The organism is Nesterenkonia xinjiangensis, from assembly GCF_013410745.1.
GTDB classification, from domain to species: Bacteria; Actinomycetota; Actinomycetes; order Actinomycetales; family Micrococcaceae; genus Nesterenkonia; species Nesterenkonia xinjiangensis.
Window position 1 is genome coordinate 3129094 of the sequence record NZ_JACCFY010000001.1, and the last position, 19885, is coordinate 3148978.

Below are 19885 nucleotides of genomic sequence, written 5' to 3' on the forward strand. Positions count from 1 at the left end.
CGCGCTCGCTGTGACGGGCCACTCAGCGGGTACACTGAACCGCGGCCCAGCACGGACGGCGCACCGCGCCCTGCGACACGAAGGAACTGCACGTGAGCACAGACCCCACCGCGCCCCTTCGGAAGCGCGTGGTCACCCACGATGCGATCCGGAAGACCTTCGCCGCGTATGTGAAGATGACCTGCCGCCCCACCATCACCGGCCTGCACAACGTGCCCGACGACGGCGGCTTCGTGGTGGCCAGCAACCACCTCTCGTTCCTCGACTCGGTGCTGATCCAGGCGATCTTCCCGCGTCCGGTGAGTTTCTTCGCCAAGGCTGAGTACTTCACCCAGACCGGGCTGAAGGGTCGGGCCATGAAGATGTTCTTCGAGTCGGTGGGCTCGGTGCCCGTGGAGCGGCAGAGGAAGTCCGCCAGCGTCGAGGCGCTGCATCAGCTGGGCGACATCGCCTCGTCCGGTTTCGGGGTGGGCATCTACCCAGAGGGAACTCGCAGCCGCGACGGCCGCCTCTATCGTGGCAAGAACGGCGTGGGCTGGCTGGCGCTGGCCACCGGCGTCCCGGTCGTCCCGGTCGGGCTCCGGGGCACCGAGGACCTCCAGGCAGCGGACTCCAACCGGGTGCGTCCGGCGAAGTTCGAGATGCACGTCGGAGAGCCCCTCCACTTCGAGCACATCGGCGAACGGCATCCGCTGCCCATCCGCCGCGAGGCCACGGCTCGGGTCATGGACGCCATCGCCGCGCTCACCGGACAGGAGCGCGTGGACAGCTACAACAGCCCTCCGGTCGACAGGACTGACGTCGGCGACGATGGCTGACCCCGCCTCCTACCGTCCCCGGCAGGGAGAGATCCCGACCTCCCCGGGCGTCTACCGTTTCATCGACCCGCACGGGCGGGTCGTCTATGTCGGCAAGGCCAAGAACCTGCGCGCCCGACTGAACTCCTACTTCGCCCGCCCAGCCGGCCTGCCGCCGAAGACCTACGCCATGGTGCACACCGCCGCGCAGGTCGAGTGGACGGTGGTCGGCTCCGAGCTCGAGGCGATCCAGCTTGAGTACACCTGGATCAAACAGCACGCTCCGCGGTTCAACATCATGTACCGCGACGACAAGTCCTATCCGTACCTCGCCGTCACGTTGAATGAGAAGTACCCCCGGGTGCAGGTCATGCGCGGTGACCGCCGACCCGGTGTGAAGTACTTCGGGCCCTTCCACCCCGCCAAGGCCATCCGCGAGACCGTGGACACGATGCTGCGCGTGTTCCCGGTGCGCAGCTGCTCCTCAGGGGTGTTCCGGCGAGCTGAGGCGGCCGGGCGACCCTGTCTGCTCGGGTACATCGACAAATGTTCGGCCCCCTGCGTGGGCAGGGTCAGCCCCGAGGAGCATCGTCGGCTCGCCGAGGAGTTCTGCGAGGTGATGTCAGGGCGGCCCGGCCCTCATGTCCGTCGCATCCAGGCGCAGATGGACGAGGCGGTCGCGGAGCTGCGCTACGAGGACGCCGCCCGTCATCGCGACGACCTCGAGGCCCTGCGTCGGGTCTTCGAGCGGAACGCGGTGGTGCTCTCCGAGGACACCGAGGCTGACATCTTCGCCTTCGCCGAGGATGAGCTCGAGGCCGCGGTGCAGGTCTTCCACATCCGCCAGGGGCGGATCCGGGGGCAGCGCGGCTGGGTCGTGGAGAAGGTGGAGGAGACCGACTCCGCTGGCATGGTCGAGCAGCTCCTGCTTCAGGTCTACGGCTCCATCGAGGACGCCGAGCGCATCCCGCGCGAGGTCCTCGTGCCGGCCCTGCCCGAGGACGCCGAGCAGATCGGGGCGTGGCTGCGGCAGCGCCGCGGGGCCGCCGTCGACCTGCGCGTGCCTCAGCGTGGCGACAAGGCCGCCCTGTTGGGCACCGTGCGGGAGAACGCCGAGCAGGCCTTCGCCCTGCACAAGGCGCGACGCTCGTCGGATCTCACCACACGTTCCCAGGCGCTGCGTGAGCTGCAGGAGGCGCTGGACGCTCCGGAGCCGCTGCTGCGCATCGAGTGCTACGACATCTCTCACACCTCCGGGACTCATGTCGTCGCGTCGATGGTGGTGCTCGAGGACGGCCTGCCGAAGAAGCGCGACTACCGGCGCTTCTCTCTCCGCGGCGAGGCGGCCCGCGACGACACCAGCGCCATGCATGATGTCATCACCCGGCGCTTCGCCCGCCACCTCGAGGAGCAGATGGCCCTCGACACCCCGGGAGGCGCACCTGAGGAGGAGCCGGGGCAGGAGCGAGTGGAGGAGGCCGGGGAGGAACCCCATGAAAAGGCCCCCGCCTCCGCGGAGAACCCGGCGGAGGACCCGGTGGAGGACCCGGTGGAGGACCCGGTGGAGGACCCGGTGGAGGACCCGGTGGAGGACACGGCGGTGGACCGCGAGGGTGGTCGCTTCGCGTACCCGCCCAGCCTCGTCGTCGTCGACGGTGGCCAGCCGCAGGTCGCCGCGGCACGTGCCGCGCTCGACGCGCTGGGCATCACAGATCTGCCGGTGATCGGTCTGGCCAAGCGCCTCGAGGAGATCTGGCTGCCCGATGACGAGTTCCCGCTCGTGCTGCCGCGCACCTCCCAGGCGCTCTACATGCTTCAGCGCATTCGGGATGAGGCCCACCGCTTTGCGATCGCCTATCACCGCAGCAAGCGTTCTCGCGAGATGACTGCCTCCGCCCTCGACGACGTCCCGGGCCTCGGCCCGGCTCGGCGCCGCGCGGTCGTCGAGCACTTCGGTTCGGTGGCGCGGCTGCGGCGAGCCAGCGTGGAGGAGATCACCGTAGTCCCCGGTGTCGGGGAGGCCACCGCCCGGCGGATCCTCGAACACCTGGCCGCTGAGGGCTGAGGTCTCCAGGTCAGGGTCGGTGCAGAGAGATTGTTGACCGCGCTGCCGGGGACGTAGGCTTCCGGGTATGAGCGACGGACTGATCCCGGTGAAACCCCCCGAGAACGAGCTGCTGATCGTCACGGGCATGTCGGGCGCCGGACGCACCACGGCAGCCCATGCGCTGGAGGACCGCGGATGGTATGTGGTCGAGGGGCTCCCCGCAGAGCTCATCGGCACGATGCTCGACCTCATCGCCCGCAACCCCGGGTCGGTGGAGAAGCTCGCCGTGGTCATCGACGTCCGTTCGCGCGGGCCGTTCTCCGACATGCTGGACGCGCTGGGACAGGTCCGCGCCGCCGGCATCACCTACCGGATGCTCTTTCTGGACGCCTCCGACGAGCTCCTGGTGCGCCGCTTCGAGCAGGCGCGTCGTCCCCACCCGCTGCAGGGCTCCGGGCGCATCCTCGACGGCATCGTGGCCGAGCGGGACATGCTCAAGGAGGTCAAGGCCGGTGCCGAGGTGGTGGTCGACACCACCGATCTCAACGTCCACGGGCTGGCCCGCGAGATCACCGAGATCTTCGCCGAGGACGGCCCCATCCAGCTGCGGCTGAACGTGATGAGCTTCGGATTCAAGTACGGGGTGCCCGCTGACGCGAACTTCATCGCCGACGTCCGTTTCGTCCCGAATCCGCACTGGGTCCCGGAGCTGCGTCCATTGACCGGACTGGACGAGCCGGTCCGCGAATACGTGCTCGTCGATGAGGGTGCCGGTGAGTTCGTGGACCGCTATGTGGAGGCGCTCAAGCCTGTGCTGGAGGGCTATCGGCGGGAGAACAAGCACTACGCCACCCTTGCGGTGGGCTGCACCGGAGGCAAGCACCGCTCGGTAGCCATCTCGGAGGAGCTGGCCCGCCGCCTGGACCAGGTCCCCAACGTCACGGTGAACACCGTGCACCGCGACCTGGGTCGGGAATGAACATGGCGCAGCCCTTCCCGGTGCCGCAGCCGACCGGGCCGGTGCCGATCGTCCCCTCGACGGCCCAGTCCCGCGGCGCGGTTCCTTCGCGCCGTCGTTCCTTCCGGGTGTCCGCGCTCGGCGGCGGACATGGCCTCTCCGCCACGCTGGCGGCCCTGCGGATCATCGCCGCGGAGCACCTGACGGCTGTGGTCACCGTCGCCGACGACGGCGGCTCTTCGGGCCGCATCCGCCAGGACATGGACGTCCTCCCGCCTGGAGATCTGCGCATGGCGCTGGCCGCGCTGTGCGACGACACCGAGTGGGGCAGGACCTGGGCCCAGGTCATGCAGCACCGGTTCCGCTCCCGCGACGGAGTCAGCGGGAGTCTGGACGACCACGCCATGGGCAACCTGCTGATCGTCGCACTCTGGGAGCTCATCGGCGACCCGGTGGACGGGCTGCGTTGGGCCGGGGCTCTGCTCGGCGCCCGTGGACAGGTGCTGCCGATGTCCCGGGAGCCGCTCACGATGTCGGGTCTGGTCCATCGGCCGGCCCGGCTGGGGGAGGAGCCTCCGGAGCCGATCCGGGTCTCCTCCCAGGTGGAGCTGGCCCATGCCGGCCAGCTCGGGCGGCTGACCGGGGTGCGCCTGCATCCGGAGGACGCCCAGGCCTGCACCGAGGCGGTGACCGCCATCGAGCTCTCCGACTGGGTCGTCTTCGGACCGGGGTCCTGGTACACCTCGGTGCTGCCGCATCTGCTGCTGGACGGGCTCAGCACTGCTCTGTGTGAGACCGAGGCCAAGCGGTGTATTGTGATGAACCTCACGGCGGACACGGATGAGACTGTCGGGATGTCCCCGGCGGATCATCTGGAGATCCTCATCGACCACGCTCCTGACCTGCACGTGGACAGGATCATCGCCGATCCGGCCTCTGTGCGGGGCGACGAGCGCACCGCCTTCGAGGATGCGGCGGCGCGGCTCGGTGCCCATGTCAGCTACCACCGAGTGCACAAGGAGGAGGACCCCGAGGTCCACGACCCGCTCCGCCTGGCGATCGCCTTCGACGAGGTCTTCGGGACCTGAGGGTCGAAGCCCCGGATGGGAGGCTCTGCGTCCTGCATGTCATGCGGCTCACACCCTCGACGCCTTGCCCAGCTGATTCCAGTACCATGTCGAAGCCCGTTGCCGAGCTGACCGCGACAGAATTCACCGGAGGAACGTTCATATGGCGCTGACCGAGTCGGTCAAGGAAGAGCTCTCTCGCCAGGAGATCTCCACATCCTCCGAGCGCAAGGCCGAGGTCTCGGCCATGCTGCGGTTCGCCGGCGGGCTGCATATCATCTCGGGCCGGATCGTCATCGAGGCCGAGCTCGACCACGCCGCGACCGCCAGGCGGCTGCGGGCCGCGGTCACCGAGGTCTACGGCCACTCCAGCGAGATCATCGTGGTCTCCGGCAGCGGGCTGAAGAGGGGGAGCCGCTATGTGGTCCGGGTGGTGCGCGAAGGGGAGGCCCTCGCTCGCCAGACCGGACTGCTCGACGCTCGCGGGCGCCCTGTGCGCGGCCTGCCCTCGGTGATCGTCAACGGATCCGTCGCCGACGCCGTCGCCGTCTGGCGCGGAGCCTTCCTCGCCCACGGTTCGCTCACCGAGCCGGGGAGGTCCTCCTCGCTGGAGGTCACCTGCCCGGGCCCTGAGGCCGCGCTGGCGCTCGTGGGTGCCGCCCGCCGATTGGGCATCACCGCCAAGGCGCGCGAAGTGCGCACGGTGGACCGGGTGGTCATCCGTGACGGTGACTCCATCGCTCAGCTGCTGACCCGTATGGGCGCCCATCAGGCGCTGCTGGTCTGGGAGGAGCGTCGGATGCGCAAGGAGGTCCGTGCCACTGCCAATCGGCTGGCGAACTTCGACGACGCCAACCTTCGACGCTCCGCACAGGCAGCCGTCGCCGCCGGGGCTCGGGTGGAGCGTGCGCTGGAGATCCTGGGCGAAGAGGTGCCTGAGCATCTCCGGTATGCCGGCGAGCTCCGGCTGCAGCACAAGCAGGCCTCGCTGGACGAGCTGGGCCGGCTGGCCGAGCCGCCGATGACGAAGGACGCCATCGCCGGACGTATCCGGCGGCTGCTCGCCATGGCGGACAAGCGGGCCCAGGACCTGGACATGCCCGGCACCGACATCAATGTCACGCCGGACATGCTCGACGGCTGACCTCAGTCGCCAGGAGGCATTTAGGAATGCCTAAATATTGATCTCGGCAGTGCATTTCCTCCCGTGGTGAACATCGGCTGTCATAGTCGGTAACCCCTTATGCGTTCTCGGTCGGAGTCATAGGATTGAAGGCGATCGGGGCTCGACGTCCCGGCCCGATGAATCCCTGCTGCAAGGAGCACCGCATGGCTGAGTACACGCTTCCTGAACTCGACTACGACTACGCCGCTCTGGAGCCGCACATCTCCGCGCGCATCATGGAGCTGCATCACTCCAAGCATCATGCGACCTACGTCAAGGGCGCCAACACGGCGCTGGAGAAGCTCGCCGAGGCCCGAGAGAAGGGCGACTACGCCACCACGCCGAAGCTGCTGAAGGATCTGCAGTTCAACCTGGGCGGCCACACCAACCACACGATCTTCTGGAAGAACCTCTCTCCGGAGGGTCAGGAGCGTCCCGAGGGCGAGCTCGCCGCCGCCGTCGACGAGTACTTCGGCTCTTTCGAGAAGTTCCAGGAGCAGTTCACCCAGGCCGCGCTGACCATCCAGGGCTCCGGCTGGGCGATCCTCGCCTTCGAGCCACTCGGCGGCAATCTAGTGATCGAGCAGTTCTACGACCAGCAGAACGGCGTGCCGGTGGCCACCACCCCGCTGCTGATGCTGGACATGTGGGAGCACGCGTTCTACCTCGACTATCAGAACGTCAAGCCGGACTACGTGAAGGCGTTCTGGAACATCGTGAACTGGGAGGACGTGGCCCGGCGCCTGGAAGCGGCGCGCTCCGGCGCCGCCAAGCTGGTCACTCCCTGACCCGCGGCCGGGAGCCTCTCCCGGCCCGGACTCAGATGGTCCATATCGTGGACTCATGCCGAAAAGCTCACCCGTGATGCGCTGAGGTATGAGAGAATATGACCTGATAATTCAAGACTGCGTTCTACGGACAACCTGAGAACAACGAAGTTGTTGGGGGTCAGTGGCGCCGGGCGAGAGCCCGCGCTGCTGATCCCCAACGTGTTTCTCGGGACGGTTTCGACCCGCTCCGGATCCCGGGGCGGGTACGCAGTCCGCGCACCTCATCGGTCCGCCGACCCGGTGGACGGAGAAGTCTAGGAAGGGAACCTATGGCGACGAAGATCGCGATCAACGGCTTTGGACGCATCGGCCGCAACGTGCTCCGTGTGATCGAGGACCAGGGGCATGACCTGGAGCTCGTGGCGATCAATGACCTCACCGAGCCCGGCCAGCTGGTCAACCTGACCAAGTATGACTCGGTCCTCGGCCGTTTCCCGCAGGACGTCTCCCTCGACGGTGACCACCTCGTCGTCGGTGACCGTCGCATCCGCCTGCTCTCGGACCGCGACCCGGCGAACCTGCCCTGGGGCGATCTGGACGTGGACGTCGTCCTGGAGTGCACCGGCTTCTTCACCACCAAGGACACCGCCGGCAAGCACCTGGAGGCCGGCGCGAAGAAGGTCATCGTCTCGGCCCCGGGCAAGGGCGTGGACGCGACGCTGGTGATGGGCATCAACGAGGACACTTACGACGCCGAGAACCACACCGTGGTCTCCAACGCCTCGTGCACCACGAACTGCCTGGCTCCGCTGGTGAAGGTCCTCAACGACGAGTTCGGCATCGTCGAGGGCCTGATGACCACCGTGCACGCCTACACCGGCGACCAGCGTCTGCACGACGCCCCGCACAGCGACCCGCGCCGCGCCCGCGCCGCCGGCGTGAACATGGTGCCGACCTCCACCGGTGCGGCCGCCGCCATCGGTGCGGTCATCCCCGAGGTCGACGGGAAGCTCGATGGCTTCGCCGTCCGCGTCCCGGTGATCACCGGCTCCGGCACCGACCTGACGGTGACCGTCGAGAAGGACGGTGTGACCGCCGAAGACGTCAACGCCGCCTTCAAGAAGGCTGCTGAGGCGGAGCTCAAGGGCATCCTGGCCTACAACGAGGACCCGATCGTGTCCTCCGACATCGTCGGCGACTCGCACTCATCGATCTTCGACGCCCCGCTGACGAAGGTCATCGGCCACACCGTCAAGGTGTTCTCCTGGTATGACAACGAGTACGGCTACAGCTCGCGCCTGGCGCAGATGGCCGTGCACGTCGGCGCCAAGCTCTGAACGGACCACCGCCTCTGCGGCCGGTGATCCGATGACCGAGGCCCCGCCTGCCCGACCGCCTGCGCGGACGTGGCAGGCGGGGCCTCGTGCGTCCCCCCCCCGTCCCGATCCCTCTGACCGATTGGTACTCTGAATCCCATGACTGCCTCCACTCTGGACACCCTGCTGGCTGACGGCGTCACCGGACGTCGCGTCCTGGTCCGTTCGGACCTCAACGTCCCTCTCGACGGCGGGGCCGTCACCGACGACGGCCGCATCCGCGCCTCACTGCCGGTGCTGGAGAAGCTCGCCCGGGCCGGCGCGAAGGTGCTCGTCACCGCCCACCTAGGCCGGCCCAAGGGGCAGGTGGATCCGCAGTTCTCGCTGGCACCCGTCGCCTCCCGCATGGCTGAGCTCAGCGAGGTCCCGGTGCGTCGCGCCGAGGACCTGGTGGGCCCCTCCGCGACGCAGGCCGCCGCTGATCTGGCCGACGGCGGGATCCTGCTCCTGGAGAACGTCCGCTTCGACCCCCGCGAGACCTCCAAGGACGGCGCCGAGCGTGCGGCGCTGGCTGCTGAGCTGGCCGCGCTGACGGGCGGGTCCGGCGCCTACGTGAACGACGCCTTCGGTGCGGTGCACCGTCGTCACGCCTCGGTCGCCGACATCACCTCCGAGCTGCCCGCTTACCAGGGGGACCTGGTGCGGGACGAGCTCGTCGTCCTCGAGCGGCTCACCGAGTCCCCGCAGCGCCCCTACACGGTGGTGCTGGGTGGGTCCAAGGTCTCGGACAAGCTCGCCGTCATCGAGAACCTGATGGCCCGTGCTGACACGCTGCTCATCGGCGGCGGGATGGTCTTCACCTTCCTGAAGGCACAGGGCCACGGGATCGGCAACTCCCTGGTGGAGGATGACAAGCTCGACACCGTGCGCGGCTTCCTCGCCGCGGCCCAGCGTCACGGCTGCCGCATCGTGCTGCCCACCGACATCGTCATGGCCTCCGCCTTCGCCGCCGACGCGGAGCACGAGGTGCTGCCGGTCGAGAAGCTGGAGTCCGGTGCCCATGGTGCCGAGGCGCTGGGTCTGGACATCGGCCCGGAGACGGCCGAGGCGTTCGCGCGAGAGATCGGCGACTCGAACACCGTGTTCTGGAACGGCCCCATGGGCGTCTTCGAGATGGAGGCCTTCGCCTCCGGCACCGCAGCGGTGGCCCGGGCGCTGACCCAGACGCAGGCCTTCACCGTGGTCGGCGGCGGGGACTCCGCCGCGGCCGTGCGACGTCTGGGCTTCGAGGAGTCCGGCTTCGGCCACATCTCCACCGGCGGGGGCGCGAGTCTCGAGTACCTGGAGGGGAAGTCCCTCCCGGGCATCGACGCGCTGCAGCGCTGATCCGCCGGATCCAGGGCATTCTGAGACCCCACGCGACACCCCGCGACCGACCACTGTTGGAAGGACCACCCCACTCATGACCGCACAGAAGGACGGACAGTTCGTCCGCCGCCCGCTGATCGCCGGCAACTGGAAGATGAACATGGACCATATGCAGGGCATCGCCCTGGTCCAGAAGCTGGCCTGGACTCTGGACGACGCAGGCCACGACTTCGAGCGCGTGCAGGTCTCGGTGTTCCCGCCGTTCACCGACCTGCGCGGCGTGCAGACGCTGGTGACCGGTGACAAGCTCTCGCTGGACTACGGTGCCCAGGACCTCTCTGAGCACGACGCCGGCGCCTACACCGGTGACATCTCTGGCCAGTTCCTCCATCGCCTGGGCTGCGCCCAGGTGCTCATCGGCCACTCGGAGCGCCGGGAGGTCCATGGGGAGTCGGACGAGCTCCTCAACCGCAAGATCCGCGCCGCGCTGCGCCACGAGCTCGTGCCGGTGCTCTGCGTGGGCGAGGGCCTGGAGGTCCGCCAGGCCGGAGAGCACGTCTCGCACACCCTGGCGCAGCTCGATGGTGCGCTGGAGGGCCTCGGCGCCGAGGAGCTCAGCCAGCTCGTCGTCGCCTACGAGCCCGTGTGGGCCATCGGCACCGGCGAGGTCGCCGGGCCGCAGGACGCCCAGGAGATGGCCGCGGCTGTCCGCGCCCACCTGGCGCAGCGCTACTCAGCGGAGTTCGCCGACGGCGTGCGCGTGCTCTACGGCGGCTCCGTGAAGGCGAAGAACGTGGCGTCGATCCTGGCCGGTGCCGACGTCGACGGCGCCCTGGTCGGCGGCGCGAGCCTGGAGGCTGAGGAGTTCGCCGGCATCGCCTCTTTCGAGAAGCACGTCGACACGGGCGACGCAGGCTGACGCGCCGGGTTATCCTGATAGCTGCTGAAACAACAACCGTCCACGAAAGGCCGCTGTGTCTGCACTGACCATCGCCCTCCAGGTCCTCCTGGCCGTCATCAGCCTCCTGCTGATCCTGCTGATCCTGCTCCACAAGGGTCGCGGCGGCGGCATGTCCGACATGTTCGGCGGCGGCGTGACCTCCTCGCTGGGATCCTCCGGCGTCGCGGAGCGCAACCTCAATCGGCTCACCATCACGCTCGGCGTGATGTGGGGCCTCATCGTCGTCGCGCTCGGCCTGCTCATCCAGGTGAACGTGGACGTCTGACCGGCCCGGGGAAGCGTCCCCCGCACATCATCGCGAAGGCCCGCGACCCAGCGCCGTGAAGGGCTCGGTCGCGGGCCTTTCGCATGGTGGGGGCGTCTCGTGAAGAGGCTGAGAGCTGCTCAGCCGCCCCCGGGGTCACCCTCCAGATGCTGTGCGGGCAGATCGCGGCGGCGCAGGGGGTCGGGAGGACTCGGACCGATGTGGTCGATGCATCGGCGGAAGAGGGCCTTCGGGAAAGAAGAGCCCTCCGATCACGTCCACGCCCACCAAATCGCCGGGAGCCGGCTGCCAGCCCGCGGTCTCTCCGCGCATGCGCCGGCCCGACCAGTGCAGCTCCACCGTGTGGGCATGCCGGCCGTAGAGGCTGGAGACCACGTCGGCACCTCCGGTCTCCTCCGGACCGACGGGGGAGAGGACCACATGGTTCGGCGTCACGGCGAGCTGACCCGGCACCGAGGGCTCACCCTCGGGAAGGTCGGTGGAGACGTTGCGGCGGGGAACCATCAGCGGGAGCCCGTCCGCGTGGAAGCCGTGTGAGTCCAGGACCCCGTTCAGGAGCGTGGCGTCGTTGAGGAACTGTGCGACGAAGCCGGTGGCCGGCTGCGCCACGACCTCGGCAGGGCGCCCTGCCTGCAGAATCCGACCCTGGTCCAGGACCACGATGCGATCTGCGATGGCGAGAGCCTCTGAACGGTCATGGGTGACATGCAGAACGGTGAGGCCCAGATCCTTGGCCATCGACTGCAGCTGGGAGCGCAGCGTGGCCCGCAGCGGCTCATCCAGCGCGGAGAGCGCCTCGTCGAGCAGGAGCACACGGGGCTGATGGATGATAGCCCGGGCCAAGGCGACCCGCTGACGCTGTCCGCCGGAGAGCTGGTCGGGCCGGCGTCCTCCCATGCCCGCCAGCCCCACCAGATCCAGCACCTCCGCGACGCGCCGTTCCCGCCGGGGTCGTCGGACGCCGGCCAGCTTGAGCGGGTAGGCGATGTTCTCGCCCACCTTCATATGCGGCCACAGCGCGTGCTGCTGGAAGACCATCCCGAGTCCGCGGTGCTCCACGGCGACGAGGCTCTCCGGAGCTGAGACTGGGGCGCCGTCGATGCTGATGGTCCCTGCGCTCGGGGAGATGAAGCCGGCGAGGCTGCGCAGCAGAGTGGTCTTCCCTGATCCGGACGGCCCGACCAGGGCGATAAACTCGCCGTCGGCGATGTCCAGGGAGACGGACCTCAGGGCCTGATGCCCGTCGGCGAAGGTGACGTCGACGGAGTCGAAGTTCACGGTGCTCATGGCGGTGTCCTTTCAGCGGGAGCGCAGTCGGCTGGTGATCAGTCCCATGCCCACCAGCCCGACCACGGTGACCAGGACTGAGAGCGCGGCGGCGGGCCCGTAGGAGCCCGCCTGCTGCAGGTTGAAGATGGCGACGCCGAGGGTCTGCGCGTTCGGCGCCAGCAGCAGCGCGGAGATGGTCAGCTCGCGCATCGCCGTGAGGAAGACCAGCAGAGCACCGGCGGCCGCAGCGGGGATCGCCAGGCGGACCGAGACGTCGGAGAAGGCACGGACGGGGTTGGCGCCGCTGATCCGTGCCGCTTCCTCCAGGGTGGCGGAGGTCGATCTCAGAGGGGCCTCGATCGCCTGGACCACCAGCGCGAGGAAGGACATCACATACGCGCAGAGGATCAGCCACGGGCTGTTGTAGAGGCCGAGATGAGGGGCCAGCAGGAGCCACCCGACGGCGACGATCAGCCCGGGGACGGCCAGAGGAAGCAGCGCGGTGGTGCGCAGCGCGCTCCGACAGGGAAGCGAGGTGCGGGTGATGACGGTCCCGATCGCCAGTCCCACCGTGCCGGTGATGAGTGCGGCACCCGCGGCCAGGCCGAGACTCAGCTGCGTCCCCTCAGTGGTCCAGCGGCTCTGCAGCACGGTGCCGAAGTGCTGCAGACTCAGGTTCTCCCAGGTGAGGTCCACACCGGGGGCAGGCATCAGGGACTGCAGGAGCAGAGCGCTCAGCGGCAGGACTGTGATGCCCATCACGAAGCTCCAGGTGAGCCCTCCCAGCAGCAACGGACGCCGGAGCCTGACCAGCTCTGCGGCCGAGTAGGAGGTCTCCATGGGGTAGGACCCCCGGGAGAATCTGCGCATGAGCAGCATGCCCAGCGCCGTCATCGCCAGGAGCACGCCACCGACGCAGGCCGCCAGCTCCACCGGGTTCTCTACGGTGCCGGAGCGGACGAATCGGTAGGCGATCGTCGCCAGGGTCTCATAGCGCTCCGGCCCGCCCACCAGCGCGGGGATCCCGAAGTCGCCGAGGTTCGAGACCGCCACCAGGATGAAGGACGAGACGAGTGCCGGCTTCAGCAGAGGAAGGGTCACGTCCCGCAGCGCACGCCGGCTGTCGGCCCCTGAGGCCCTTGCCGCCTCCTCCAGCTCCGCCGGGATACGGGCCAGGGCGGCGGCGATGAGCAGATAGGCGATCGGATACGAGTGCAGGGCCAGGAGCACGATGACGCCGTCACCCCCGTAGATGATCCACAGCGGGCTGCCGAGCAGATCCTGCGCGACGCTGTTGATCAATCCGGAGGGCCCGAAGAGGCCTGTCCAGCTGATCGCTCCGATGAAGGGCGGGATGAGCATGGGGCTCAGCGCGAGGATCCTCAGCGCGGCGCGCCCAGGCAGCGAGGTGTGCTCGATCAGCAGCACCAACGCTGCGGCGATGAGAACAGCCAGGATCCCGGAGCCGGTGGCGGAGGCGAAGCTGTTCCATGCCGCGCGCGCGACGTCGGGCTGTGCGAGCTCCGGAAGGCGGCCGCTGACCGCCCCGTGGAGCACCACCGTGCCGAGCGGCACCAGCACCAGGCCGAGGCAGAACAACCACAGCCCGGCGTTGAGGAGTCCCAGGGAGGGCGAGCGGAGCAGGGAGGCCCGCCCTCCCCGGAGGTCAGCCTCCGATGTGGCCGTTGAAGGCATCCAGCGCCTCACTGTGGACCTCGGTGATCTCCTGGAGGTCTGCGTCCATGAACTCGATCTCCCCGAGAGCCGGGGCTCCCTCCGGGCTGCCGGCATCCGTGCGGACCGGCAGGTAGTTCTGCCCTACGGCGAACTCCTGCCCGCGCCGGCTGATCACATAGTCGACGAAGGCCTGGGCCGCTTCGGGTTCCTCGGTGGCCTCGAAGATGCCGATGGGCTGGTAGATGGAGGGCACGCCCTCGGCGGGGTAGGAGACCTCCACCGGGGAGCCGGCGTCGCGCAGGTCGCGCATCATGAAGTCCACCACGATGCCGACCGGCTGGCTGCCCTCGGCCACGGCCTGTCCCACGGGGCCGTTGGACTCGGCGATGACCGGGGAGTTGGCGCCCAGCTGCTCGAACCAGGACTCGCCGAGGCCCGGGTGGAGATACCAGACAGCCGAGTTGAACGCGGCGGCGCCGGAGACGGCGGGGTCGGGCAGGGTGATCTGGCCGTCGTATGCGGCCTCGGAGAGCTCCTGCCAGGACGATGGAGGGGTGTCGAGCTCATGGGTGTTGTAGGCGATGACGGTGGGGATGACACGGGTGCCCACGTAGTAGCCCTCCGGATCCCGCCAGGTCTCGGAGACCGAGGAGAGCTCCTCGGAGTCCAGCTCCCTGAGGAGGCCGTCCTCCTTGAACCCTTCGAAGGTCGGCGCGTCGGCCGCCAGGAAGACGTCGGCCCCGGGGCCGACGCCGCTGAGGTCGGTCTCCAGGCGTGCGGTCAGGTCCCCGGTCCCGGCCCGGAAGACGTCGACCTGGATGTCCGGCTCCACCTCGCGGAAGTCGGCGAGCAGCGCGTCGATCTTCTCCTGAGGCTCCGAGGTGTAGAGCGTGATGGTCGCGCCGTCGGGCGCCCCCGCCGCGCCGCTTCCGCAGGCGGTGAGCAGCAGGCCGGAGAGCACAGCGATGCTGAGCGCGGACCGGCGTCGTGCGGTGTGTGACATGGTTCCTCTGCTCTGTTGGTTCTGCTCTGTTGGTTCTGCGTTGTGTGGTGATCAGGTGTGGTGATCAGGCGTGATGAGGTGGACATCGGAGGCCTGCGGCGGGGCGCCGAAGAGCAGCGGGGCGTCCTCGGTCAGCGGGAAGGCGGTGACGCTCCAGGCCTCGGGAGTGAGGCTCAGCAGGCAGTATCCGGGGGCGTCGGCACCGCCTGCCGGGGCAGAGGCTCCCGGGAGCATGATCTGTCGGTAGGAGAGCGCGGGCCCGCTCCAGACAGGGTGAGCACCTAAGCTGCCGCTCTGGGCGTGGTGGTAGTGACCGGTGAGGAGCAGACGGACATCGTCGCCGCTGCGCCGCAGCAGCTCACCGAGCGCCGCCGGGTTCCGGAGACCTTTGCCCTGCAGCGCCGGCAGCGGAGAGGTCAGTGGGCTGTGGTGCAGGCACAGGACCGTCCCCAGGGGGAAGCAGGGCCGCTCGCGGAGCTCATGCTCCAGCCATTCCAGCTGAGCCGGATCCAGCTGCCCGGAGGAGCTGTCCACGACGATGAGGCGCAGCCCTTCCACCTCTCGGGCGAAGAACCGGCGCGCCAGCAGCCCGGTGAAGCGGTCGGCCGCCACGACGTCATGGTTGCCGACCACGGGGATCAGCGCCGCGCCGAGCGAACTGGCGAGTCGCTCCAGCTCCTCCATCGCCGGCGCCAGCGCAGCAGGGGAGCAGCGGTCGATGATGTCCCCGGTGACCAGCACGACGTCGACCTCCGGGCGATGCTCGGTGAGCTGGCTCTGCAGGGCGCGGATGCGCGCGAGTCCGTCGACCTCGCCGTAGAGGTCTCCACCGGCGGTGGCGTGGATGTCGCTGAGGTGGAGGATGTTCAGCTGCATGCCGCAGCCCCTGTGCCCAGAGTGATCAGGGCTTCTTCGCTCATCCCGTGGTGGCGGAGATAGCCGGAGGCCCCTCCATAGAGGGTCTCCACCGTCTGGAGGGTCGCAGCCAGCGCGTCGTTGGGGCTGGTGGTGTGCACCGCGAACGCGGAGCGGTGGTCCTGCTCGTCCAGCCCACGCCGCGTCAGCGTGGCCAGCACAGTGCGGTGGTGCTCCTCGGGAAGCTGGCCGGCGGAGAGCGCATAGTCCTTCAGGACGGCGGGAAGGGCGTCCCCGGAAGCCCGGCGCAGCAGGGCGGTCACCAGCCCCGTGCGGTCCTTGCCGATCGCGCAGTGGACCAGAGCCGGTCCGGGCGCCTCGTCCACAGTCTGCGCCGCCTCGGCGATGGCTCCGCCGCGCTCGTTCAGCAGGAAGGAGCAGATCTCCGGCAGCGTCCCGGTCTGCGGCGGGCCGTCAGGAAACTGATAGAGGGGGACATGGTGCACCTCGAGCCCGGGCAGCCGGGGACTGAGCCGTTCGGAGGGATCGCGGAGATCCACCACAGTGGTCACCCCGAGGTGGAGAAGCCGACGGTGACCGGAGGTCTGCAGTCTGTCCAGGTGGGCCGAGCGAAGCAGCCAGGGACGTCCATCTGCTCTTGTGCCGGCGACGCGGGTGTTGAACGTGCCGGGGAGGTCGAGGATGTCTGCCACGCGTGCGTCACCATTTCATGGGCCTGAGAACCTTGCGGCTCCATCGTGGTGACTGCAGGTGAACAGCGGACGACGCAGAAGGCATCGATCGTTGAGGCCCGGGTGAACTCACGGATCTCCAAGGAGGTCCCCAGCGGGAGGCCGGTGTGCCCGGGGAGTGGGGGGGGAGCTCCGCCGCGCAGCGGTGGGCGGACTGCCCCGAGCCTTCAGAGCTTCGAGGCTGCGGCCCTGTCCAGGTGCCAGACGGTCTCCGCCGCGCCGCGGGCGTTCTTGGCCGGGATCTCCTCCACCGGGGTGCCCACCTGGAATGCCTTCTCCGCGGCGTCGGCCTTGTCCTCACCGGTCACCACGGTCCAGACCCGGTGAGCGCTGTGGATCGCGTCGAAGGTCAGCGAGACCCGCGCAGGCGGCGGCTTGGGGGAGTCCTCTTCACCCACCGTGCTGCGTCCCGTGACGGCCAGGGAGGTCTTGCCGGGGAAGAGGCTGGCGATGTGGCCGTCGGGGCCGACGCCCAGCAGGATCACCGCGAAGCGCGGCAGCGCCAGGCCCGCGGGGGAGTCGTGCGGAGCATGTGCGGCCAGCTGTGCGGCATAGATCTCGGCACCGGCCGCAGGGGTCTCAGCCTCGGCGAAGGACGGCATCCGGTGGATGTTCTCCACGGGAAGGCCGTATGCGGCGACCAGCAGGTCCAGCAGCGCCTCGTCGGCCTGCTGGGCATTGCGCTCGGGATCTCCCGTCGGGAGCAGCCGCTCGTCCCCCCACCAGAAGTGCACGGCCGCCAGATCGAGTCCTTCGGCGGCGCCGGAGCGGAACAGCTCCGCGGCCGCCGCGAGCGTGCCGATGCCGGCCCCGCCGCCGGTGAGGACGACGTGGGCGGCCCCCTCCTCCTCGACAGTGCGGCGCAGCAGTGCGACGAGCCTCTCAGCCACGGCCCGGCACAGTGAGTCCCTGTCCTCGAACAGCTCGGTGCGGGGTTCGGCGGCGGCGGTGTTCAGCGACACGGTCATGGGTCGGTCTCTCCTCGGGGACGGGGATTCAGACGGCGGACTGCTCCATGCAGGCCGAGAGGTCGGTCTGGGGGAGCCCGCGGGTGAGGACCTCACCGAAGACCTCGTCGGCGTCGAGACGCCGCATCTCCTCGGAGAGGCAGTCCTCCAACGTGCGGTGCGGCAGCGGCACCTGCTGCACCGGGGCGTCCTGAAGGTGCAGGGAGGCGATGTCGCCCCCCGGACGGGACAGCACGACGTCGCCCGCATCGGTGTGCAGCCGCACGGCGCTCAGACCGCGGTCCACGGTGTGCCGGGTCAGCATGACCGGCACTCCCAGTGCCAGCTGCAGCCAGGCCGCCAGCAGCGCGGAGCTGGGCAGCTCCGGGGCCGCCTCCACCGTCGCGCCGGTGATGTCCTCGGCGTCCATGGTGTCCAGGATGCTGGCCAGCTGGATTCGCCAGCCGGTGATGCGGGTCCACGCCAGGTCCGAGTCGCCGTCGTGGTAGCTCTCGGCCACGGTGCGCAGCGCCTCCAGCGGGCGGGCGCTACGGGCGGTGTCGGTGATGCGCCGGTGCGCGATGCTGCCGATCGGAGTGCGGCTCACATCCTCCGGCACCTCGTCGGCCCACCAGGCGACGATCGGGGCATCAGGCAGCAGCAGCGCGGCCACCATGGCCTCGTTCTGCTCGGCCAGTTCGCCGGAGGCGCGCAGCACGATCACCTCCGAGGCGCCGGCGTCGCCGCCCACGCGGATCTGGGCGTCCAGACGCGTGGGGCCGGCGGGGTCGCCGGCGGCCAGCACGATGATCCGGCAGGGATGCTCCCGCGAGGCCAGGTTCGCCGCGGCGATGGCCGGCTCCGAGTTCTCCTCGGAAGCCAGGATCACCAGCGTCAGCACGCGGGTCAGGGCGACGACTCCGCCGGCCTCCCGCATCTGGTTCATCTGCTTGGAGACCTTCGAGGTCGTGGTGTCCGGAATGTCAACGATCACAGGTCATCTCCTCGTCTTGCCCGGCTACGGCCGGCGCCAGGTGCGTCCGTCGCGGGCCAGCAGCTCCTGGGCCGACGGAGGGCCCCAGCTGCCCGGAGCATAGGGCTCCGGCTGCTCGTCCAAGGAGGCCCAGTGCTCCTCGAACGGGTCGAGGATCTTCCAGGACAGCTCCACCTCCTCGTGCCGGGGGAACAGCGGAGGCTCACCGAGCAGGACATCCAGGATGAGCCGCTCATAGGCCTCGGGACTGTCCTCCGTGAACGCATGCCCATAGCCGAAGTCCATGGTCACATCGCGCACCTCCATCTGGGTGCCGGGCACCTTGGAGGCGAAGCGGATGGTCGCTCCCTCGTCAGGCTGGACCCGGATGACCACGGCGTTCTGTCCGAACTCATGGTCGTCGTGGTCCAGGAACAGCAGGTTGGGGGCGCGCTTGAAGATCACGGCGATCTCGGTGACCCGGCGCCCGAGGCGCTTGCCAGCACGCAGGTAGAACGGCACTCCCGCCCAGCGGCGGGTGTTGATGTCCAGCTTCAGAGCCGCGAAGGTCTCGGTCCTCGAGGCGGGGTTGAACCCCTCCTCGTCGAGGAATCCGACGACCTTCTCGCCACCCTGCCAGCCCGAGGTGTACTGCCCGCGTGCGGAAGCCGCATCAAGGTCCTCGGGCAGGTTGACGGCGGCCAGCACCTTCTCCTTCTCGGCGCGCAGGTCCTTTGCGTCGAAGGAGATCGGCTCCTCCATCGCGGTGAGAGCCAGGAGCTGCAGCAGGTGGTTCTGGATCACGTCTCGGGCGGCGCCGACGCCGTCGTAGTAGCTGGCGCGGCCGCCGATGCCGATGTCCTCGGCCATGGTGATCTGAACGTGATCCACATGCTGGGCGTTCCAGAGGGGCTCGAAGAGCTGGTTCGCGAAGCGCAGCGCCAGAAGGTTCTGCACGGTCTCCTTGCCCAGGTAGTGGTCGATGCGGAACACCGAGTCCGAGGGGAAGACCTGCTCCACCACGCGGTTGAGCTCGCGGGCCGACGTCAGGTCATGCCCGAAGGGCTTCTCGATGACCACCCGGCTCCACGGCGCGGTGCGGCCGTTGCGCGAGGCGGTCTCCTCCGCGCGGCCGGCGAGCCCGTGCGCGGAGAGCTTCTCACAGACGATCTCGAAGGAGTTCGGCGGGATCGAGAGGTAGAAGGCGTGGTTGCCGCGTGTGCCGCGGGACTCCTGGACCTCTCGCAGCGTCTCGCCGAGCCGGGAATAGGCGTCGTCGTCGTCGAAGCCGGTGGCCGGGACGAACCTCAGGCCTGCGGAGAGCTGGTCCCACACACGCTGGTCGAAGCTGGTACGGGCAGAGGCCTTCACATGGGCGAGGACCTCCTCGGCGAACTGCTCGTGCGTCCATTCGCGACGGCCGAAGCCGACCAGTGAGAAGCTCGGCGGCAGCAGCCCCCGGTTCGCGAGGTCGTAGATGGCAGGCAGCAGCTTCTTGCGGGCCAGGTCACCAGTGACGCCGAACATCACCATGGCGTTGGGCCCGGCGATGCGGTTCAGGCGCCGGTCCCGGACGTCGCGCAGCGGGTTGCTGCTGCGGGCGGTGCGGCTGCTGCGCTGGGTGCTCCGAAGAGTCGGATTCATACGAGCTCTCTCTGTGTCTCTCCTGGTCAGGACAGGGCGTCTCGACTGTGC

Annotated in this window: 18 protein-coding genes; 10 read left to right on the forward strand and 8 right to left on the reverse strand. The window is 69.1% G+C overall.

The annotated features are described in order from the left end of the window. The first annotated feature begins 128 nt into the window (after positions 1–128). The 10 genes from HNR09_RS14030 to secG all read left to right on the forward strand — a co-directional run bounded on the left by HNR09_RS14030 (position 129) and on the right by secG (position 10714). Positions 129–818 carry a lysophospholipid acyltransferase family protein gene (locus HNR09_RS14030; protein ID WP_378937347.1) on the forward strand — a complete coding sequence of 230 codons (690 nt, stop codon included), beginning with the start codon at positions 129–131 and terminating at the stop codon, positions 816–818. Next, positions 811–2862: an excinuclease ABC subunit UvrC gene (uvrC, locus tag HNR09_RS14035; protein WP_179542598.1), complete on the forward strand. Its 2052-nt coding sequence runs from the start codon at positions 811–813 to the stop codon at positions 2860–2862. Before HNR09_RS14030 ends, uvrC begins: the two co-directional genes overlap by 8 nt. A 67-nt stretch (positions 2863–2929) precedes the next feature. After that, complete coding sequence (rapZ, locus tag HNR09_RS14040; protein WP_179542599.1) at positions 2930–3823, forward strand: RNase adapter RapZ; 894 nt, start codon at positions 2930–2932, stop codon at positions 3821–3823. A gap of 2 nt (positions 3824–3825) precedes the next feature. Continuing rightward, entirely contained in the window at positions 3826–4890 is a 1065-nt protein-coding gene (locus HNR09_RS14045; protein WP_179542600.1) for a gluconeogenesis factor YvcK family protein, read from the forward strand. A 142-nt stretch (positions 4891–5032) separates the two neighbouring features. Next, the gene (whiA, locus tag HNR09_RS14050; protein WP_179542601.1) at positions 5033–6013 is read left to right on the forward strand and encodes a DNA-binding protein WhiA; all 981 of its coding nucleotides are present in this window, start codon (positions 5033–5035) and stop codon (positions 6011–6013) included. A gap of 185 nt (positions 6014–6198) precedes the next feature. After that, positions 6199–6822, forward strand: a complete 624-nt coding sequence (locus HNR09_RS14055; RefSeq protein WP_179542602.1) for a superoxide dismutase — start codon at positions 6199–6201, stop codon at positions 6820–6822. 311 nt (positions 6823–7133) lie between these two features. After that, positions 7134–8141 carry a type I glyceraldehyde-3-phosphate dehydrogenase gene (gene gap, locus HNR09_RS14060; RefSeq protein ID WP_179542603.1) on the forward strand — a complete coding sequence of 336 codons (1008 nt, stop codon included), beginning with the start codon at positions 7134–7136 and terminating at the stop codon, positions 8139–8141. A gap of 138 nt (positions 8142–8279) precedes the next feature. Then, entirely contained in the window at positions 8280–9506 is a 1227-nt protein-coding gene (locus HNR09_RS14065; RefSeq protein WP_179542604.1) for a phosphoglycerate kinase, read from the forward strand. A gap of 76 nt (positions 9507–9582) precedes the next feature. Further along, positions 9583–10407 carry a triose-phosphate isomerase gene (tpiA, locus tag HNR09_RS14070; protein ID WP_179542605.1) on the forward strand — a complete coding sequence of 275 codons (825 nt, stop codon included), beginning with the start codon at positions 9583–9585 and terminating at the stop codon, positions 10405–10407. 55 nt (positions 10408–10462) lie between these two features. Further along, the gene (gene secG / locus HNR09_RS14075) at positions 10463–10714 is read left to right on the forward strand and encodes a preprotein translocase subunit SecG (RefSeq protein WP_179542606.1); all 252 of its coding nucleotides are present in this window, start codon (positions 10463–10465) and stop codon (positions 10712–10714) included. 135 nt (positions 10715–10849) lie between these two features. On the opposite strand, the gene HNR09_RS14080 is transcribed toward secG, so the two are convergent. The 8 genes from HNR09_RS14080 to zwf form a co-directional block, all read right to left on the reverse strand. Then, positions 10850–12001 carry an ABC transporter ATP-binding protein gene (locus HNR09_RS14080; protein WP_179542607.1) on the reverse strand — a complete coding sequence of 384 codons (1152 nt, stop codon included), beginning with the start codon at positions 11999–12001 and terminating at the stop codon, positions 10850–10852. Positions 12002–12013: 12 nt separating this feature from the next. Then, positions 12014–13678, reverse strand: coding sequence for an ABC transporter permease (locus HNR09_RS14085; RefSeq protein WP_179542608.1), 1665 nt, complete (start codon positions 13676–13678; stop codon positions 12014–12016). Beyond that, entirely contained in the window at positions 13650–14663 is a 1014-nt protein-coding gene (locus HNR09_RS14090; RefSeq protein ID WP_179542609.1) for an ABC transporter substrate-binding protein, read from the reverse strand. The genes HNR09_RS14085 and HNR09_RS14090 overlap by 29 nt, the downstream gene beginning before the upstream one ends. Before the next feature lie 51 nt (positions 14664–14714). Beyond that, positions 14715–15539: a metallophosphoesterase gene (locus tag HNR09_RS14095; RefSeq protein WP_179542610.1), complete on the reverse strand. Its 825-nt coding sequence runs from the start codon at positions 15537–15539 to the stop codon at positions 14715–14717. Next, positions 15530–16231, reverse strand: coding sequence for a tyrosine-protein phosphatase (locus HNR09_RS14100; RefSeq protein WP_179542611.1), 702 nt, complete (start codon positions 16229–16231; stop codon positions 15530–15532). The genes HNR09_RS14095 and HNR09_RS14100 overlap by 10 nt, the downstream gene beginning before the upstream one ends. 206 nt (positions 16232–16437) lie before the next feature. Next, positions 16438–17238 (reverse strand): 6-phosphogluconolactonase, encoded by an 801-nt coding sequence (pgl, locus tag HNR09_RS14105; protein WP_179542612.1) that lies wholly within the window; start codon positions 17236–17238, stop codon positions 16438–16440. 28 nt (positions 17239–17266) lie between these two features. Continuing rightward, a complete protein-coding gene (locus HNR09_RS14110) occupies positions 17267–18211 on the reverse strand; it encodes a glucose-6-phosphate dehydrogenase assembly protein OpcA (RefSeq protein ID WP_179542613.1) in 945 nt (314 codons plus the stop codon). A 24-nt stretch (positions 18212–18235) separates the two neighbouring features. Then, positions 18236–19834, reverse strand: a complete 1599-nt coding sequence (gene zwf, locus HNR09_RS14115) for a glucose-6-phosphate dehydrogenase (protein ID WP_179542614.1) — start codon at positions 19832–19834, stop codon at positions 18236–18238. Positions 19835–19885: the final 51 nt, after the last annotated feature.

Bases quoted from the DNA above. Each gene is read 5' to 3' on its own strand.
- uvrC (WP_179542598.1), top strand. From the start codon at position 811: ATGGCTGACCCCGCCTCCTACCGTCCCCGGCAGGGAGAGATCCCGACC.
- rapZ (WP_179542599.1), top strand. From the start codon at position 2,930: ATGAGCGACGGACTGATCCCGGTGAAACCCCCCGAGAACGAGCTGCTG.
- HNR09_RS14045 (WP_179542600.1), top strand. From the start codon at position 3,826: ATGGCGCAGCCCTTCCCGGTGCCGCAGCCGACCGGGCCGGTGCCGATC.
- whiA (WP_179542601.1), top strand. From the start codon at position 5,033: ATGGCGCTGACCGAGTCGGTCAAGGAAGAGCTCTCTCGCCAGGAGATC.
- HNR09_RS14055 (WP_179542602.1), top strand. From the start codon at position 6,199: ATGGCTGAGTACACGCTTCCTGAACTCGACTACGACTACGCCGCTCTG.
- gap (WP_179542603.1), top strand. From the start codon at position 7,134: ATGGCGACGAAGATCGCGATCAACGGCTTTGGACGCATCGGCCGCAAC.
- HNR09_RS14065 (WP_179542604.1), top strand. From the start codon at position 8,280: ATGACTGCCTCCACTCTGGACACCCTGCTGGCTGACGGCGTCACCGGA.
- tpiA (WP_179542605.1), top strand. From the start codon at position 9,583: ATGACCGCACAGAAGGACGGACAGTTCGTCCGCCGCCCGCTGATCGCC.
- HNR09_RS14080 (WP_179542607.1), bottom strand. From the start codon at position 12,001: ATGAGCACCGTGAACTTCGACTCCGTCGACGTCACCTTCGCCGACGGG.
- HNR09_RS14085 (WP_179542608.1), bottom strand. From the start codon at position 13,678: ATGCCTTCAACGGCCACATCGGAGGCTGACCTCCGGGGAGGGCGGGCC.
- HNR09_RS14090 (WP_179542609.1), bottom strand. From the start codon at position 14,663: ATGTCACACACCGCACGACGCCGGTCCGCGCTCAGCATCGCTGTGCTC.
- HNR09_RS14095 (WP_179542610.1), bottom strand. From the start codon at position 15,539: ATGCAGCTGAACATCCTCCACCTCAGCGACATCCACGCCACCGCCGGT.
- pgl (WP_179542612.1), bottom strand. From the start codon at position 17,238: ATGACCGTGTCGCTGAACACCGCCGCCGCCGAACCCCGCACCGAGCTG.
- zwf (WP_179542614.1), bottom strand. From the start codon at position 19,834: ATGAATCCGACTCTTCGGAGCACCCAGCGCAGCAGCCGCACCGCCCGC.